This window comes from Acetobacterium carbinolicum (assembly GCF_047456275.1).
GTDB classification, from domain to species: Bacteria; Bacillota; Clostridia; order Eubacteriales; family Eubacteriaceae; genus Acetobacterium; species Acetobacterium carbinolicum.
Genome location: NZ_CP173357.1, coordinates 3,008,028 through 3,024,514 on the forward strand (window position 1 = coordinate 3,008,028; position 16,487 = coordinate 3,024,514).

Annotated in this window: 21 protein-coding genes; all 21 read right to left on the reverse strand. The window is 39.6% G+C overall.

From position 1 onward, the window contains the following. Window positions 1-27 precede the first annotated feature (27 nt). The 21 genes from ACIZ62_RS13985 to ACIZ62_RS14085 all read right to left on the reverse strand — a co-directional run bounded on the left by ACIZ62_RS13985 (window position 28) and on the right by ACIZ62_RS14085 (window position 16,446). Window positions 28-285 carry a hypothetical protein gene (locus ACIZ62_RS13985; protein ID WP_414150439.1) on the reverse strand — a complete coding sequence of 86 codons (258 nt, stop codon included), beginning with the start codon at window positions 283-285 and terminating at the stop codon, window positions 28-30. A 60-nt stretch (window positions 286-345) separates the two neighbouring features. Beyond that, window positions 346-597 (reverse strand): hypothetical protein, encoded by a 252-nt coding sequence (locus ACIZ62_RS13990; protein ID WP_322519952.1) that lies wholly within the window; start codon window positions 595-597, stop codon window positions 346-348. 38 nt (window positions 598-635) lie between these two features. Further along, on the reverse strand, window positions 636-2,579 hold the full coding sequence (locus ACIZ62_RS13995) for a VirD4-like conjugal transfer protein, CD1115 family (RefSeq protein ID WP_311135949.1): 1,944 nt from the start codon (window positions 2,577-2,579) through the stop codon (window positions 636-638). An 11-nt stretch (window positions 2,580-2,590) separates the two neighbouring features. Beyond that, window positions 2,591-3,256 (reverse strand): hypothetical protein, encoded by a 666-nt coding sequence (locus ACIZ62_RS14000; protein WP_186894142.1) that lies wholly within the window; start codon window positions 3,254-3,256, stop codon window positions 2,591-2,593. 146 nt (window positions 3,257-3,402) lie between these two features. Continuing rightward, window positions 3,403-4,413: a DUF3991 domain-containing protein gene (locus tag ACIZ62_RS14005; protein WP_414150440.1), complete on the reverse strand. Its 1,011-nt coding sequence runs from the start codon at window positions 4,411-4,413 to the stop codon at window positions 3,403-3,405. Between the two features lie 35 nt (window positions 4,414-4,448). Further along, window positions 4,449-5,036: a DUF4406 domain-containing protein gene (locus ACIZ62_RS14010; RefSeq protein ID WP_186894140.1), complete on the reverse strand. Its 588-nt coding sequence runs from the start codon at window positions 5,034-5,036 to the stop codon at window positions 4,449-4,451. Window positions 5,037-5,147: 111 nt separating this feature from the next. Continuing rightward, window positions 5,148-5,294, reverse strand: a complete 147-nt coding sequence (locus tag ACIZ62_RS14015; protein ID WP_186894139.1) for a zinc ribbon-containing protein — start codon at window positions 5,292-5,294, stop codon at window positions 5,148-5,150. 152 nt (window positions 5,295-5,446) lie between these two features. Further along, entirely contained in the window at window positions 5,447-5,878 is a 432-nt protein-coding gene (locus tag ACIZ62_RS14020) for a single-stranded DNA-binding protein (RefSeq protein WP_186894138.1), read from the reverse strand. 72 nt (window positions 5,879-5,950) lie between these two features. Then, entirely contained in the window at window positions 5,951-6,493 is a 543-nt protein-coding gene (locus tag ACIZ62_RS14025) for a MobC family plasmid mobilization relaxosome protein (protein ID WP_186894137.1), read from the reverse strand. A gap of 29 nt (window positions 6,494-6,522) precedes the next feature. Next, a complete protein-coding gene (locus ACIZ62_RS14030) occupies window positions 6,523-6,972 on the reverse strand; it encodes a hypothetical protein (protein ID WP_186894136.1) in 450 nt (149 codons plus the stop codon). Between the two features lie 115 nt (window positions 6,973-7,087). Then, on the reverse strand, window positions 7,088-7,435 hold the full coding sequence (locus ACIZ62_RS14035; protein WP_186894135.1) for a hypothetical protein: 348 nt from the start codon (window positions 7,433-7,435) through the stop codon (window positions 7,088-7,090). Between the two features lie 264 nt (window positions 7,436-7,699). Beyond that, window positions 7,700-8,497, reverse strand: a complete 798-nt coding sequence (locus tag ACIZ62_RS14040) for a hypothetical protein (RefSeq protein ID WP_026394481.1) — start codon at window positions 8,495-8,497, stop codon at window positions 7,700-7,702. Window positions 8,498-8,812: 315 nt separating this feature from the next. Continuing rightward, entirely contained in the window at window positions 8,813-9,826 is a 1,014-nt protein-coding gene (locus tag ACIZ62_RS14045; RefSeq protein WP_414150441.1) for a relaxase/mobilization nuclease domain-containing protein, read from the reverse strand. Continuing rightward, window positions 9,827-10,699, reverse strand: coding sequence for a ParB/RepB/Spo0J family partition protein (locus tag ACIZ62_RS14050; RefSeq protein ID WP_414150442.1), 873 nt, complete (start codon window positions 10,697-10,699; stop codon window positions 9,827-9,829). It lies immediately after the preceding gene. An 80-nt stretch (window positions 10,700-10,779) separates the two neighbouring features. Further along, window positions 10,780-11,646, reverse strand: coding sequence for a hypothetical protein (locus ACIZ62_RS14055; protein WP_035355687.1), 867 nt, complete (start codon window positions 11,644-11,646; stop codon window positions 10,780-10,782). Between the two features lies 1 nt (window position 11,647). Further along, window positions 11,648-12,019 (reverse strand): hypothetical protein, encoded by a 372-nt coding sequence (locus ACIZ62_RS14060; RefSeq protein ID WP_026394485.1) that lies wholly within the window; start codon window positions 12,017-12,019, stop codon window positions 11,648-11,650. Window positions 12,020-12,126: 107 nt separating this feature from the next. Next, a complete protein-coding gene (locus tag ACIZ62_RS14065; protein ID WP_414150443.1) occupies window positions 12,127-13,023 on the reverse strand; it encodes a ParB/RepB/Spo0J family partition protein in 897 nt (298 codons plus the stop codon). A 17-nt stretch (window positions 13,024-13,040) separates the two neighbouring features. Continuing rightward, a complete protein-coding gene (locus ACIZ62_RS14070; protein WP_304888822.1) occupies window positions 13,041-13,862 on the reverse strand; it encodes a ParA family protein in 822 nt (273 codons plus the stop codon). A gap of 140 nt (window positions 13,863-14,002) precedes the next feature. Then, window positions 14,003-15,076, reverse strand: a complete 1,074-nt coding sequence (locus tag ACIZ62_RS14075; protein WP_026394488.1) for a hypothetical protein — start codon at window positions 15,074-15,076, stop codon at window positions 14,003-14,005. Window positions 15,077-15,235: 159 nt separating this feature from the next. Continuing rightward, the gene (locus tag ACIZ62_RS14080) at window positions 15,236-16,168 is read right to left on the reverse strand and encodes a replication initiator protein A (RefSeq protein ID WP_026394489.1); all 933 of its coding nucleotides are present in this window, start codon (window positions 16,166-16,168) and stop codon (window positions 15,236-15,238) included. Next, window positions 16,165-16,446, reverse strand: coding sequence for a hypothetical protein (locus ACIZ62_RS14085; RefSeq protein WP_026394490.1), 282 nt, complete (start codon window positions 16,444-16,446; stop codon window positions 16,165-16,167). Before ACIZ62_RS14085 ends, ACIZ62_RS14080 begins: the two co-directional genes overlap by 4 nt. Between the last annotated feature and the right edge of the window lie 41 nt (window positions 16,447-16,487).

The window sequence follows — 16,487 nt, forward strand, 5'->3', positions numbered from 1 at the left end:
GCAGCCGTTCTTTTTAAATCGTTGCATTTAAGATGTAGGGATGTTCGAGAACAACGCCTGAAAGTTTGATCTAATCGACGGAATAATGGTATTCCCAATGATATCCCGAAATGCATACAGAAACAGTGCCACACCCATCAATCCGACAATCCACATCCCCGCACCTTCAACAATCGATCCTGAATCGGTTTTCATTTCTTCAGCTTCGCTGCTTAAGAGTTTTGCGTGCCATAGCACCAGGGGTTTAACTACTGCTTCTTTTATATTTTTTAATTTTAAAGCCATTAAATTTCTCCTTTTAATTTTTTTTAATTTCTTTATCCGTGTTTCCTCGGGAAACAAACTTCAGGAACTCGGGAAATAGCTTAAAAGCATGGTGATAAAACCATTGATCGTCATTCCGATAACCAGATAGAGCAGTGTTGTTTTCATGTTTTCTTTATACTTTATTTTTTCGTGATCATCAGCCTGTAGCCGCTTGACTACATTCCAGACAATAATAACCAAGGCCAAACCCGGTAAGATAAAGTACAGTGCCACGGATGCATCAGTCAGAAGTTTAACTAATCCGGTTACCCATACAAATTCTGTCAACATCGCCATCACCTCCTTTCATCAGAAGTTTCAACGCTTCCTTAAATCTGATAGCGCTTCCAGATTCCCCATAATTGGATTCCATTCTCCTGGTGGGTTGATCTAGCATCGCTGCGGATCATCCGGAGCTTGTTATTATGCTCTTTGCTGCCTAATCCATAGAAGTCATTAAATGACCATTTGCTTATGTCCGGGGATGTCATAATCGCCGGATCATTCCGACTGGTTACCAAGTTATAGGGACGTCGGATCCGACTGACTTCATTGGCTGTCAGCAGCTCCCGACCCACCAGATTCACCGATTGACTGGAATTGGAAGTGTAATGCTGCTGGGACGATGACAAGGAATAGGATGTGGTGGTATATTTCCCCAGTCGTTCGGAAACTTCCTTTTGCGTTTCCAGATCCTCGGCCTGAAGATAAATCCAGGTTTCACAGTTGGATCGGATAATCCGGGCAATCTCCCGACCATATTTTTCTTCCAGTTGTGCCAGAGATTGAACAAAAATGTTAAAGCGGATCCCCCGACCGCCACCAACAGAAAGCTGGGTGGCAAACTCTGGAATCTTGGTAAAGTTCCCAAACTCATCCAGCACATAATTGACCCGGATCGGTAAACGTCCGCCCAGCTTATCTGCAAAATCCGACAGCGCACTGTAAACTTGGGTGCAGAACAGTGAAGCCAGAGAGTAATAGGTGGTTTTACCATCAGGTAGAATCATAAATACCGCCGTGGGCCGACTGCCAATGTCTTTGGGGCGAAAATCCGTTTTCCGGGTCATTTCATAAATCAGCGGATTGGTAAAGAGTCTTAAGGTCGTCAGCGCGCTGGTGTAAAAGCTGCCCCGGGTCTTTGATGGGGCAATATCGGAAATAGCTACCAGCCCCAAGGCCGGATGTGTCGGATTCTCAACTTTCAGTTTCTTCATATATTTGGCCAACATCATCTCGTCCCCTTGTTTGGGAGCCTTACACATCTCGGCTATGAAATAAAATACGTTGGTCAGGTTCTGATACTCCGGATTGTCCATGTTTTCAAAAACCACGATCATAATGCAGCTGGCAATAATACTGGCTTCACCGTTGTTCCATAGTTTTTCCCCCTTGGCTTCCCCGACCAGTGCTCCGGTGATATCCCAAACATAATCGATGGCCTGAGACATATTTCCGCTTTCAACCGCATCGATAATCGACTGAAGAAAGTTGTAGTGATTACTTTTAAGGGGATCTTTAAAATCCAGAGCAAACAGGTCAATACCGCATTTTTTTAGAAATGGGGCCGTATAATCGTAGTTCTCGCCTTTGGGATCCGAAACAATCACCGATTCTCTGGCCATTGCCAACAAGCCGATGGTTTGCAGGATCACGGTTCGCCCTTTACCACAGCGGGTTGCGCCGATGATTAGGCCGTGAACGTCTTCCCCGATAAAATAGACCTTTTCATTTCGTAATCCCTGTCGATCTTTCCCAATAATCAGGCCACCCATTTTAAAGGGCTTTTTATTTTCCGTGATGGTTTTCTCAACCCAGTAGTTACCTTTTTTAATCTGTCTTCTTTCCTCCTTTCCGCTGCGTAACAAAAATTGAATAAAGGGATTATTCTTGCGGATGACCACGTAATCAAAGGCCCGATCCTTCTTGTTGGGATCCAGCCAACGGGCCGAACCATGCTGATTCTGACCGGCCGGTCGGGGGGTTTGAATATCCGGGGTAATACTGATCAGCTCACTCTTATAAGTTTTGCTTTGGCCAATAAAAAAAGCCACTGCCATAAACAGGGCAAAGGCCAGACACAGAAGATACATGTGAAAGGTATTTTCTCTCGCAACAACATAATCAAACACTTCCTTTAACGGGACGTTATAGGGTAAAATCCCCTGTCCTGTCATAAAGCCATCAATGGTCCGGATAAAAAACAGACTTCCGATGGCCAGCAACACAAAGACGAATCCTGCCATCAGCCCACGAGCAATTTTTAATTTCACATTTTCACCACCTATTTCGATACCCGGACATAATAAAAGGTTCCGGATTCATTCTCCAGCTTAAGCCGATCCTTCATTACCAGTTCGGCCTGAAAGTCCCGGTTTGTCCCGTTTAGTGATAAGCTCAAGCTGCCATCGGTAAAGGTATAGTCTCCCTGATCATGGCCCTCATGCCCTGCTTCATCTTCTGATAAAGCGTGGCCATCGGTCATCGTATAGTGACCGTCTTCTGTCAGGATCAACTGTAAACTACCTTTTTCATAGTTCCAGGTACCTACTAAACTTTTTTGGTTTGTCGTCACCGCTTCACCGCCGATTTTTTCATAGGTGAGATTGCCCCCTTCTGATTTTATTTTCAATGTGCCATCGCCATGCAATTCATAGGGCATGATAATTTTACCCGCTCCACCTGTTAAGCTGCTCTGATCCCAATCCTCCTTTGTTCCGTCAGCTTTGATTGTATAATCCAAGTGGAGGATAATTTCCTTCTTGTCATAATCATAGGTACCGCCTGTATTGGCATTCCCTTTGCCATACCCCATGGTAAAATTTCCATCGTCATTTAGCGCAATATAGGTATTGCTGTCTTTGTTGTACCATTCGCCGGTTACTACCGGCTTTTTAAAAATATCAGTGACCAGATCGGCTATGTCGCATCCACAAGTTACGACTGCCACTGTACCAACCAACAATATCAGCAGTATTATTCTTTTAATTTGTCAATCCTCCTTTCATTTTTTTTGGTCTCTTTTAACTGCTATCCAAATAGTACATCGACTTCCTCCATTTCCTGATTCTTGTTTCCCGAGGAAACAGATTTCCTTCAAGCTTCCTGCGCCCACTCATCTTCTGCTACCTCCTGAAGGGCTGCTTTTTCTCGCTCCTTAGAAATATGCTGCAACAATTGATTCCAGTCTTTATGGGGTTCTGGTGGTATTTTTAAATCAAAGTTATATTTCCCCGGGCTTTCTTCCTCAACAGCATTAATCAGCTCCAGAGTGTTTTTATGTCCGGGTTCATCATTATCCAGGCACATGACCACATTCTCAATCTCCGGGTGTGTTTCCAGATAATGCAGCAGCCCAATATGCGCTACTCCATTTAACGCAATATAGTGATCATCCTTATTCTGAGTAACATCTCCGATTTGACGTTTGAGGGTTTGAAAGGACAGCATATCAATTGGTGCTTCAAATACCAGTACCTGATTTCCTTTGCCTTCATGAATAAAAGGATAGTGCTTGTCTGAATTTTCTACAATCCCTTTAAATGGTTCCTTTCCAGGGACATCGTAGGTACCCCGAAGGGAAATGCTCTTAACCACTCCATTTTCATCAAACCCACAAAAAGCACAATTATGATTTTTATCTTCATAGATTTTGTGATGCTTGACATAGTAATTCACCACCTCCGGGTCAATACAGCGGGTTTTTATCAGATACGCAAAAATCCGCCGATAATTGGCGGATTTTTCTGGTGACTTAAAGATGCCATCATTGGTTTTTTTATACTCCCGGGCTTTTTTGATATAGGTTTTTGCCACCTCACTGGGTTCGGAATGATGATTGATAAAGGCTGCCAGCTCATGGATTGTTTCACCCATGCTTTTTTTCTCCGTATACATAACAAACTGAATAATCCCGCCACCCGCTTCTTTTGAATCATCGGAAAGACAATTCCAACGATTTAAATCGGGATCAATAAATAATCCACCCTGATTCCTGACTTTAACTTGATTTCCGATCTCAACCAGTTCATAACCATTGGCCATAGCATAATCAACGATGCTGATCGCTTTGATCTTTTCAAACACTTCCTCCGGTAAACGCCCCATCCTTCTCTCCTTTCCTGTTTCCTCGGGAAACAAGCTTAAGCTTCCTGCGCCCAGTCTTCTTCATAATCCAGTTCCGGTTCAAAGCGGTTTCTTTCGGAAATATCGATAATCTCTGGATCATTCTCAATTCCCTGTTTTAACTGATCAATCCGTTCCATCATCTGATCGGCTGACACATTGGATCGGGCATAGCTTGATACATCCAGTCCCTCGTCGAGTCCAACGCATACCAGTTCCCACTGTTCATTTGAAAACGCTTCTTTAAATACCCCCTGATAGGCCATAAAATCTTTATAGGTTTCCCGATCCATATCCTTCGCGATAATCGGTTTATTCATTTCTTTGGCCAAAATAATCTCACTGATCATGCCTTCGGATAATGTATTACCATGCACCCAGATCTCTTTGCACTGCTTAAGCAGTTCGATCCCCATTTCAAGTCCCTTATCCCGCTGGCTTGGGATGGTGTCGTCCAGGTATTGGGTAAAGATGGTATGGGGAGCAAGTGGCAGCACATTAAATTCGCTGGCCTGCCGGCACCATTCTTTGGCCCGATTCATATTGTCATCCATGCTTCTTTCTTCGTTCGCCTTCAGTGGCGAACACACATATACCATTTTCATGTTAGTTATCCCCCTTATTTTTGTTTCCCGAGGAAACAATATTAAAGTTTACATTAAAAAACACGACTAAACTTCTTAGGTTTAATCGTGCCTTTTTGCTTATTTGAAAAGTTATCGTGTCGCTCTTACAAGTTTGAACTCAGTGTTATTACATTTGCTACATGGAGAAACCTTTTTTCCTTTAACTGCCGTAATTTCATTACCACACTTTGTACACTTGTAAATGCCCGATTGTTCAACAATTGTCCCAGTTTTCATATTATCACCTCCAGACTATCAAATTGAATTCATTTCGCTTAGATTTCTGCTAAGTTCATTTTACTCCTAATATAATTCTCTGTCAAATTGCTAAATATGATTGGTAATAAAATGGTTTTCCCATCCAAGTTCCGTAACTACTACGATACCCTTCAGAAAGGGATATCGTCTTCATCAGCCATTAGATGAAAATCCTCATCCAGTCCCATCACCCCATTTCCCATTCCGGTTGACAAGCCATTTTGATTACTGCCGTTATTCTCCTTTCGCTTGGTGGAAATGAAATAGACCTCATCGGCCACCACTTCGGTCACGTACCGGCGCTGACCATCCTGGCCATCATAGCTCCGCACCTGTAATCGCCCCGACACCCCAATTTGACTTCCCTTGGATAAATACTGTCCGACAAACTCAGCCTGCTTGCCCCATACCACTAGGGGTATAAAATCCGCTTCCTTTTGTCCATCTTTGTTTTTAAAGCGCCGATCCACCGCCAGAGTGAATGTCGCTACGGCTTTACCGGTAGTGGTATTTTTCACCTCCGGATCTCTGGTCAGCCTGCCAACTAAATTTACTTTGTTCATCAACTTCTCCTTTAATTTATATTTCCCTGTTTCTCGAGGAAACAGAAATGAGCCAATAAAAAAAGATCTATCTCATTTGCTGATAATACGATTCAGCTTGATATAAATCTCCGTTAGTGTTTTCTGCACTGATTTTAATTCAGGGGCATTGATCTTTCCCATATGGCAAAGCTTGGTTAACTGATTAAGATTCGTGCCGATCCTGGTCAGATCCTTTGAAAAATCTTTGAGTCCGTCTAAAACGACTAACTGCCCGCCGGCATAGGTTTCTCTGACATATTGTCCCACCGTCATGTTGGCCATTTTTGCATTGGTTTCTATTTTAGAATACATATCCGCTGTACACCGAAACGAGATGGTGCAGGGATAGGTTTGGCTTTTTTCTTTGGCAGCGTTCACGGTATTTTTAATGACTTCATCCAGGTCATCCTGGCTCAGGTAGAAGATCAGGCCCAGTTGCTGCTTAATTTCATCACTGGGAATGGTTAACCCATTTTCATACCGATAGATTTTTTTTCGTGAGACTCCCAGCATCGTTGCCAGGGCATCCTGGGACAATTCTTTTTCCAGACGTAAACTGCATAGTGTTTTCTTTTTTATCTCAATCACCTCCATCCTGTTTCCTGAGGAAACAAATAGAACCATTACTGTTTATTTAATGTTTGAATTACTTTATCACCAACCAGTATCTCAATTTGAATAACTTGTTTTGATCCGTTAACTTTAACCGGACGAATTGTGTATTGCGTTTGATTCTCTGGATTAATAAAAGTACCTTCTGCTAAATATTTATCAGAAACGGTTGTTTCGTTTACCAAATAATCAACCATAAAAACATGATATGTCGGATAGAGAACCATCGTAATTAAATTTGCATTGAACTGAATTTCCGAAAATTGAATTTTACTTTCTTCCTCAACATTTTGAGGGGGTATCATTTCGAAAGTATTTGAATCCATTTGATAATATGGCTCTGCAAACAACTCGTTAATACTATTAATGAGTTGATGCGGAAAAACAAACGCCCAATACCCTGCAAACACAAATGCCAAAGCAAACAAAAAAACTGATCCAAAAGATTTAAAATATCTCATTGTCAACTCCTTATATAAATTTTGACATAATTAATATCCTTATACAAAACGCAACCTGTAATGCGTTTTATTTGTTCACACTTACCTTCATCTTGTTTCCCGAGGAAACAAGAATTTATAATGCACAGGAAACGGCTTCGATATAAATCTGAATTTCATGCTCATTGCTTTGAGCAGTAAATTGATTAAAACCGACAAAGATATCACTTAATCCATTGTTGATCAGATCAGTGACTTCGTTTTTTCCTTGCCAATCCGACAATTCCTCAAGGCTATTTAGAAATATTTCTGTTTCGCTTTTTTCAATACAGATAAGATAGACCCCTTTCTTTTCAATATCTGCTTCGAAACAGTTTTGGTTTTTTCTGCCACCCAGGGTGCCAAGATATTCCAGATTGAAAATCTCTTTTTCATTTGCCCAATTTGCAAATTCAATTATATTTTTAAAATCCAGTTCATTCATTTGTTTGTCCTCCATCATAATTTTCTATCCTGTTTCCCGTGGAAACAGGTATTTTCTTTTCCGGGGGTTTGGGGGTGTCCCCCATACTTCATTTTCTCAGCAGGAGAAAACAAGATCTGAATGTTTCAGATGGGCCGTTCGCCCTTCTGTAAACATTCGGGAATCTTGCCCTTCGTCCCAACTCCGGTCTTTTGGGCGTTACAAATGGGCATTTGTAACGCCCGAGTGATTGAAAAAGAAAATAGGGGGCTGATCGGCCATAATCTAGGCATGTTTTTCGATCCTTTCATGCTTTTTTAAAATTTCATCGATTTTTATTGTGGTTAAATTAGTGATACTTGCTATCTGTCGAGGGGTTTTCCCTTCACTTTTTAAATTTAAAACCTTATTTTCGATGGATTCTTCGCTCTCACCTGGGATTTTCGAAATATTTTCGTTTTTAATTTCTTCAATTTGAAGGGTCTGCATGGGTTTTTGTTCAAACAACTGATTTATTCCTGAAAATAAATTGGTTTTGAGGTTTTCAATGTAGGCTTGATTATCATTTAATTTATTTTCCAGTTTTTTAATGATGAAATCCTTCTTTTCATTTTCATTCTTGTAATTTTCCAGCAAATCCATTTTTCCGGTTAAGCCCATATCCACGATAATTTCTTTCATTTCGCTGTTATGATATTTTAACCGGTCATTTTCTAATGCAAATTCTTCTTTTTCGGCCTGAAGCTTGGCGATAATTTTTTCCAATGTCGTAATATCTTTATGATCAGCTTTGATCACAATCTCATCATTTGAATTTTTATCGTCATTCTGGTTGGCTAATTCTGCTCGTTGCTTTTCAATCGGTAATCGGTCATGATCATTTTTTTCAAGTGGATGATCCACTTTATGTTTTAATTGATCAACATCCGACTGAGGAATATCCGGTTCAACCTCACTGATTATTGCATCCTCATAATCATCTCTGGGTGATTCCACCACTGTTTCATCTTCCTTTAGTCCCCATGGTTTCTTAGGCTTTTTATTAAATACCATTTGATCGAATGATCTGCCTTTATTTTTCATTAATCTTACACTCCTTTAAATTTTTATATTTTCATGTCAGTCCATCGTTACGCACCGGGTGCGTTTTTTGCTCCGATCATCCAGTCTGGTCTGCTACTGCACTGGGTGCACTTTTTGATCCGTCCTCCGGCTTGATCGGCTACTGCACCGGGTGCACTTTTTGATCCGTCCTCCGGCTTGATCGGCTACTGCACCGGGTGCACTTTTTGATCCGTCCTCCGGCTTGATCGGCTACTGCACCGTGTGCGTATTGTATATGTTTATTTTAAAGAAATAAGTTTCTTTTTAATCATTTTATTTCCCGAGGAAACAAATTTATAATTCCTGCTCCCAATCATAGCTGCTGTTTTCTTTTTGCTTGATCTTTTCTTTTAGCGCTTCTCCTTCCAGCTTCTTTTTCATGTGAGTTAATGGATAATAATTAGACTCCTTACTCTTACCGGATCGTAAAGCCGTAAGAATATTCCTAGCATTTCTGGCGAAATCGTCCATTTCTTTCTGGTGCATTTTTTTCGTCCGCTCACTTCTTCTTTGGCAATTTCTCTCAAACTGCTCCAGTAATTTTTCTTTAGTGAACCGCTCCGGCGGATAGAGTTTATTATTTCTGCACTTCTTACCTTCTGGCGTTGTAAACGTGATGTGCTTATGATGATCCCATTGGACTTCATAACCAAGCTTTTCCATGTTCGATATAAATTCATCCTGGCTAAAGGAATGCTTTACGCACTCTTTAACGGACAGAAATAATTCATATTTCCAGCTCTGTCCCTGCTTCTGCTTTTCATACTCTCCCTGTTTAACGGTATGCAGCTTCTCATTATTGTCTTCAGGCTGAACCACCTGGTCCTGGTCATTTTGCTTATCCCACCAGATCCGGATATTTTCCTCCCGACACAGCTCCAGGGATTTATCCTTGATGTCCTCCAGATCGGCTTTGCTAATATGCCATTTTGCACCAGTTTCAGCATTCACTGAATTGATACAAAAATGGTTATGGATATGATCCCGATCCGTATGAGTTCCAATAACGACCTGGAAGCCGTTAAAAATATCGGTTTCTTCAATCAGTCGGCGCCCAATGTCATGGATAAGCTGCATGTCCTGTATTTCTGGTGGAAAACTCTGTTCGGCATGAATATAAAGTCGTCCACTTTCCTTGTTATAAATATTTTTGATCAGTATGAATTCTTCATAAGCACTCTCAGACGAACAGTTTATGGTTGACACCAGGTGATTTTCTTCTTCCATTTTCTTGGTGTAGTCAATACAGTTCCGCATTCCGGTTTTTGTTTGGCCATGCATGAACTTGATGATTTTAAAAACTGCCATTTAACTGCTCCGGGAAAAATACTGATCCAATGCCAACTCAACAGTCATCTGGATGTCACCTTCATCCTCCAGATCTGGAAAGTATTTTTCGATAATCTCCGGTGAGATTTTAAAGGTTTTTTCCGTCTTCTTTTTTAAAGCCTTATCATTGAAGATATCATTGAGCACTTCCATTGAAATTTCGACACTTTCCGCTTTTTTCCGGATGATATTTGCTTTATGGTAGGAAAGCTTATTTCCGTCCAGCATAAAGGATCTCACCACGTCCTGTTCGGTATCAGAGAGATAAGACAGCTCCACCGCCGACTTGACGCTCAGTTTCCCTGAATCACAGAGATCTTTTAACCCTGTGGTCAGATTATCATCAATCTGCACGTAATAAAAAATCTGTCGTGTACCAATATTGAAAGGATTATCTTTTTCCAATTCATTGAATTTAGATCGTTCAATGTCTGATAATTGATCTTTTCTTTTATTTAAGTCCTTCATCAGTTTATATCGACGGGCTACAATTTTTGCTTTCTCAGATATTTTGAAATCATTGAGATTTCGCTTTTTGATATTTGTTTCAATCAGCATCAGTTCAGCAGCGCTATCATCTTTTAAACCCTCATAAATAACCGCATGAATATCTCTTTTTCCAAGTCTTTTACAAGCTTCCACACGATTATGTCCGGAAATAATCTCAAACATCCCCTCATACTCATTATGTGGTCGAACCAGGATCGGATCTGTCACTCCCATATCTTCAATACTTTCCATCATCGATTTCATTTCACTTTCATTGTACTTGGTAAAAATGTGATTCTTGAAATCAATGAGACGATTAACTTCAATTCTAGCATAAATTGAAGATTCAGAATAATCAGCCATATTTACTTAACATCCTTTCAATAAAAAATAAAAGTCCCTGTTTGGGTCCAATTGATTTTGTTTCCCGAGGAAACAAAATTCTATGTTGAATAGTCTCTAAATTGTGTTCCTCGTTCCATATGCGCTTTGATTGACGCCGGTCGCTGCCATTGTCTGGTGAACGCTTTCCATTCCATCGAATACTCGGTTTTAAACGGTTTGAAATCCCGCCTTAGTTGGGCAAAGGGCATGGCTCCCATCCGGTATACTTCCTGGAGCCGATTTTCATTCGCTTCCATATCATCACCAATCAAGACATAGCATTTAATCTTTTCCCGATTAAATCCCCCTTTAATTAGCTTATCACAGGCCGTTCTGAAAGCCGGCAGCGACTGATCGGTATCACAGGCCAACCATAATTCATCAATTTTTAGACTTCTGACATTCTCAACGAAATGATCATCGATCAAATTTGATTGCAATCCCCCTTTAAACTGGATCCGTCGCTGCGACCGTAACATTTCAAACACTTTTTCTTTATGCTTTTTACTGGTCTGAAGAAAATTATTGTCCTGGATAATATTTCCAGGACAAATAGGTAATTCTTTTAAGCGCCCCTCAATCTTTGGTACGATGCACCAGGGACATTGATTATTACATCCCCTGCTGGTAAAAATAATGTTTGGTTTGAGATATAGTCCCGGCACGAAATCTTCCGCTGCACTTACAAATCCGGGGCCACCAACTTTCACTGGCCGGTCTGTAAATGCCTGGTATTGTTCCTGAAGCTTGATGCAATAGTCCTTGTCCCAGGTAAAGGAACAGGAAATATGAATCTCATCAAACGTTGGAAAAAGTGAAAACATGGGTGCCTGGATGATTCCATCCGGATAATAGGTCAGGGGATCTTCAGGCGTGTAACTGGTTTTCTTTGGGAAAACCCGAAGTATCTGCTTATCCCAGTTCATTTCAATTAATTTGTTGCACTAATTGAATATAGCGCTTATTGATTTCATCATCCGTCATATTCTGCCGATTATAAAAGACTTCTTTCTCAAAAAGTTCGAGTGGATGAGTGACATGATTTCCATTATTATCAATTGTATAACTGATTCCAAAGCATCCCAGCTCCAGCTCTTCCAGCCATTCTCCTGTAACTTCAGCTTTTACATCTAGGTCTCTTATCTGTCCACAGTACGGACAACGTAACTGATCGGACGTTTCAGCGAAGTGCTTGCCAACGATAAATTCTTTATCACAACCATAACAGACATATTTCACCAAATCGTCTTCATAGTGCTTTTCACCTGATTCTTTTTCCCAAATTAAATTCGCCATCATTTTGTATATGATATAAATACCATAATCCTCCTTGTAAAATTCCTCCGAAATTACTTCTTCCACCAAGCGGAAGAAGTAATTTAAGGTATGTGCGTCGTGATAGTGACTTACTTTTCACTATTTTCAAAATATTTTGATAAGGCTAATTCCAGAATATCAATAATCTCAGCTTCTCCTTTGTTCCCAAAATACTTTTTTAAAAGAATCGTTGGAATTTTGAGTAGTTTCTTTTTTTCATTATCTTTCTGGCGCAATAACCGTTCCAGCGATTCTTTCGTTAATCCTTCATCCAGGGAAAGTTTTTTTATTGCCTTAGCTTTTGAATCTGTGATTCTAATGCCATCATTAATCAAATCCCAAATCAGTTCCTGATCAGCTTCCTCAAGATAACTTAATTCGACTGAGGACTTGATCGATAGTTTACCTAAATCCATTAAGTCCCTTAAATCACTAAATAGAAAATCATTTATTCTGACATAATTACATATTTGAGATTTTCCCAAGTGAAATGGTTTTTCCTCATCCTTCTCACTGTGATGGTCTTCGGTATTTTCTTTTAATAGATCCGTTCTTAGTCCCTGTTTTTTCATTAGTTTATGCCACTCCGTGATAATTCTGGCCCGATCAGATAATTTGAAGTCTTCAATATTACGCTGCATCAGATTCGTTTCTATTACAATTAGTTTAGATTCATCTTCCGAGATGTTCTCCATAATCCTGGCATGGATCTTTCCGATTCCCAGGCGCTTACAAGCATTGACCCGGTTGTGTCCAGCCAATATTTCAAACATCCCAGTTTCAGTGGGGTGATCTCTAATAATAATAGGTGTCAGAAGCCCTCTTAACTCTATACTTTTCGTCAGTTCTAACATATCCACTTCCGAATAAGGTGCAAAAATATGATCACCAAATCCAATCAAACGATCTGTTTCAATCATGACCAGACAGCTATCCTCGTCGTCATCAAGATTAAACATACTATCGTAATTTTTTTGATTCTCCACTACTTTCACCTGCTTTGTTAATTTTCAACTAATTCTTTTGCTAAACTCTCATAAGCTTCAACCGCTTTGATAATGCTTTCCTTTTCTCTTTTGATTGTAAATTTATCGTGCAATTCTCTGACACTAAGAGATAACTTCCCAGCATCAGCTACTTTGGATAATGATGGTATTTTAGAATCATATACGTGGATCCGTTCACCAAACACATCCATAATAATATTTTCCATCTCTTTGGTTGATTTTAGTTTTGGCGTATACTTTGTAATCAAAATTCCGCCAATCACCAATTTCCGATTGATGTGTTTTTTCTTAACTGTTTTAATCGTATTAAATAATGCTTCGATCCCTTTAACTGCCCAAAACTCTGGAGCAACGGGTATCACAACCAGATCTGCTGCTGCCAAGGCATTGATCGGAAGCATAAGCAGTGATGGCATACAGTCAATAAGCACATAATCATAGTCGGTTTTATACTCATCAAGAATTCCTTTGAGCACAAACTCTCTCATGGTTGCGTTCACCAGCTGAATTTCCACATTCGATAACTCAATATTCGAAGGGAGAAGATCAACCAATTCTTTATGCAAGATGACTTCTTCTTTAGCAGGAAGTTCTTCATCATAAATTGATTTTGTCATCAATGTCGATATGGTCATTCTCAGTTCATCCGGTCTTTGCACCCCCGATTGCATAGTCAAGTTACCCTGGGAGTCCAGATCGACAAGCAACACCTTTTTCCCTAATTTACCTAATTCCCATCCCAGGTTATAGGTCGAAGTAGTTTTTCCGACACCGCCTTTTTGATTAACAATTGCAATTGTCGTACATTTCTTTTCCATTAATATCCTCCAAAATTTTATAAAAAAAAGAGACCCTTTCGAATCTCTATTTACTTCGTCCACCGGGTGGAAAAAGTTCGTTATTAATTTTATGTAAAACACTTTGAGTAAAAGTCTCAGTTTCTTATTCTAGCCAATTGCTATTTTGCTCTCTGACGAAAACGATCGGTCAACTGGTTATAGCCGTTTAGTATAAATTTCACGATATAGTCTGCATTCACCTCTATATTTGTATTAAGTATTGCCAGGCGAATCAGATCTTCATTGAGAACCGGGATATGATAGCTCTCTGTTATTTCATCAAACAATTCAAGAAAATCGTGAATAAACAGATCATTCTTTCTTTCAATATCTGATGGATAACCTTTACTGATTAGTGCAATATTATTATCAAAATTTGGCGCCATACTTAAGAATACTCCAGTTTCAGGATCTCTTAGAAATCCATAATTTTCAGTATGACGATCCATATTAAAACAAATTGTATCTATAAACAGAATATCCAGGTATTCTCTGGCCATGGCCGCATTCAGTTCCTTAATTCGATTGTAGTTAAATCCATAGTCGACCTCGTCGCCAACAAGACTTCTTGCCGGTTCATAGTTCAACTTTGCCCCATTTGTGAAATCCCGGCTCTTAATTCCTTTGTCCCAGGCTTCACAGTATGCCATACTAAATCCCATTAAGTTTCCTAATTCATGAATAAACAATTCAGAAAATACTTCAAGTTGATTACCCAGCTTATATAACCACCATTGACCATTTTCCAGACGCCAGCACTTTTCAAACGAACCAATATTTGTCAGTTCCGGTGTACGACTATTTATGATTTCAGGCCGGTTCACCTGATTAAAGCTGTCCGGATCTCCCAACAATGCTAAATTATCAAAGTAATTCTGACTAAAGCGAACCTGATTATAATCTAAGCCTGTTTCTTCATCCATTTTGATCCAGTAAGTATCGGTGATCGTTGATCCATTGACTCGCATGGTAACTTCCGCATCATCAGCACTGGTCAATCTCAAAACCCGTTTTAACAATCGTGAATTAGTCCGGTGCCGATCGATGGCCCGGCTTTCCAGCCACTCAACTAAGCTACCATTTCGCTGTAAATATAAAGGCAGAAGACCTGATTCAATGGGAACAAGGTCGTCATTGACGATTTGGGCAATTTTTTTATCTCGACTCATTAAATAACCGTTTATTGGCTTCATTCTCCACCTCATTTTGATATTAATACTAAACCTCAACGATAGAAACTATATTATAACATTCTTTCGCGTTGACCGCTTTAAGTTTTCATTACCACTAGTCAAAATCTGCTCCTCCCATCTTGATCAACTCCTCTATATGCGTCATCTTCATAGGTTCTACTAATCCTTCCAGTCAGCAATATCAATGGCCACTTGGTTAACCATAAACAGGTTCGTTTCCAGTGATTCATTGTAAAGCATGGTTTGAATGTATGCTTTTGAATTTACAATTCGATCCGTGATATTTTTAAATTTATGAATAATATTGTCAATATGAGTTGGCTCCAGACGCATTAGTGCTGCTCTCACTAACTCCTGGCATTTACTGTCGCCATTGACCACAGTTGCAGGCGCAAAATACATGTCCAATAAGTTCATTTTAATATCATCGATAATTTGATCATTGACTTGTGATTCTCTATTCTCCGAAAACACTTTCGTTTCAAAATAGAAATCAATCTTTTCAAATTCCGTCAATCCATCTTTCATGTTTAACTCATTTTTAACCGAGACATAGTTTGACTGACTGAATAGAATCTCAGTCTTACTTATATCAGTATTATTTATATTAGTATTATTTAGTCGTTGTTTTGACGGTTCCGGAATCGTTATTTTGACGTGTCCAGAATCGTTGTTTTGACGGTTCTGTAACAAATCGCACTTATAATGCATCACATCCAACTCTGTGGGAGCTCTATTATTTACCATCATATTCTCAAGAAACTTACCAACATAAATCAAATTTGGTTTTTGTAATCCCTGTCGTTTTTCCTCAACGAGACTTTTTTCTTTCAATTCATTGAAGAGTCGGGTGATTTTCTTATCCGCAGCACCCATAATTTCCATTATTTCTTTACGGGTGTAGATAATGAATACCCGCCCCAATTCATCAACCCAGTTATTCTTTCTGGATAAACTTACCCGGTCTAACAGTACCCCATAAAGCAGCTTGCTTTCTGCAGACAGAGTTTTATACTCCGGATTAGTCATTAATTCTTTAGGTACTCTAATGAATGCAAACTGGTCTGCATCATACATCGTAAAATAATTCATAGAATCCTCCGCATTTGCGTTATCAGTATCAAAGGATCCTGAACCTGGATTAACCCAGCTTTTGTTAATTCTTTTACGCATTTTTTCATAAGCGTCAGCGAATATCCAGATTCTTTACCCAACTCGTCTAAGGCCGTTGACTGGCGTTCCATCATCAGTGCAAACAGTAGTTTACTATCAGCACTGATCTTCTGATAAGAACCACTGAATAGAAAACGTGGCACTCTAAACGTATTATTATCAATAGCATTTAAATCATACTCAGTCAAATATTCCATCATTTTCCCCTTTCTGTTTAATAAAAATAAAAAATCAATGC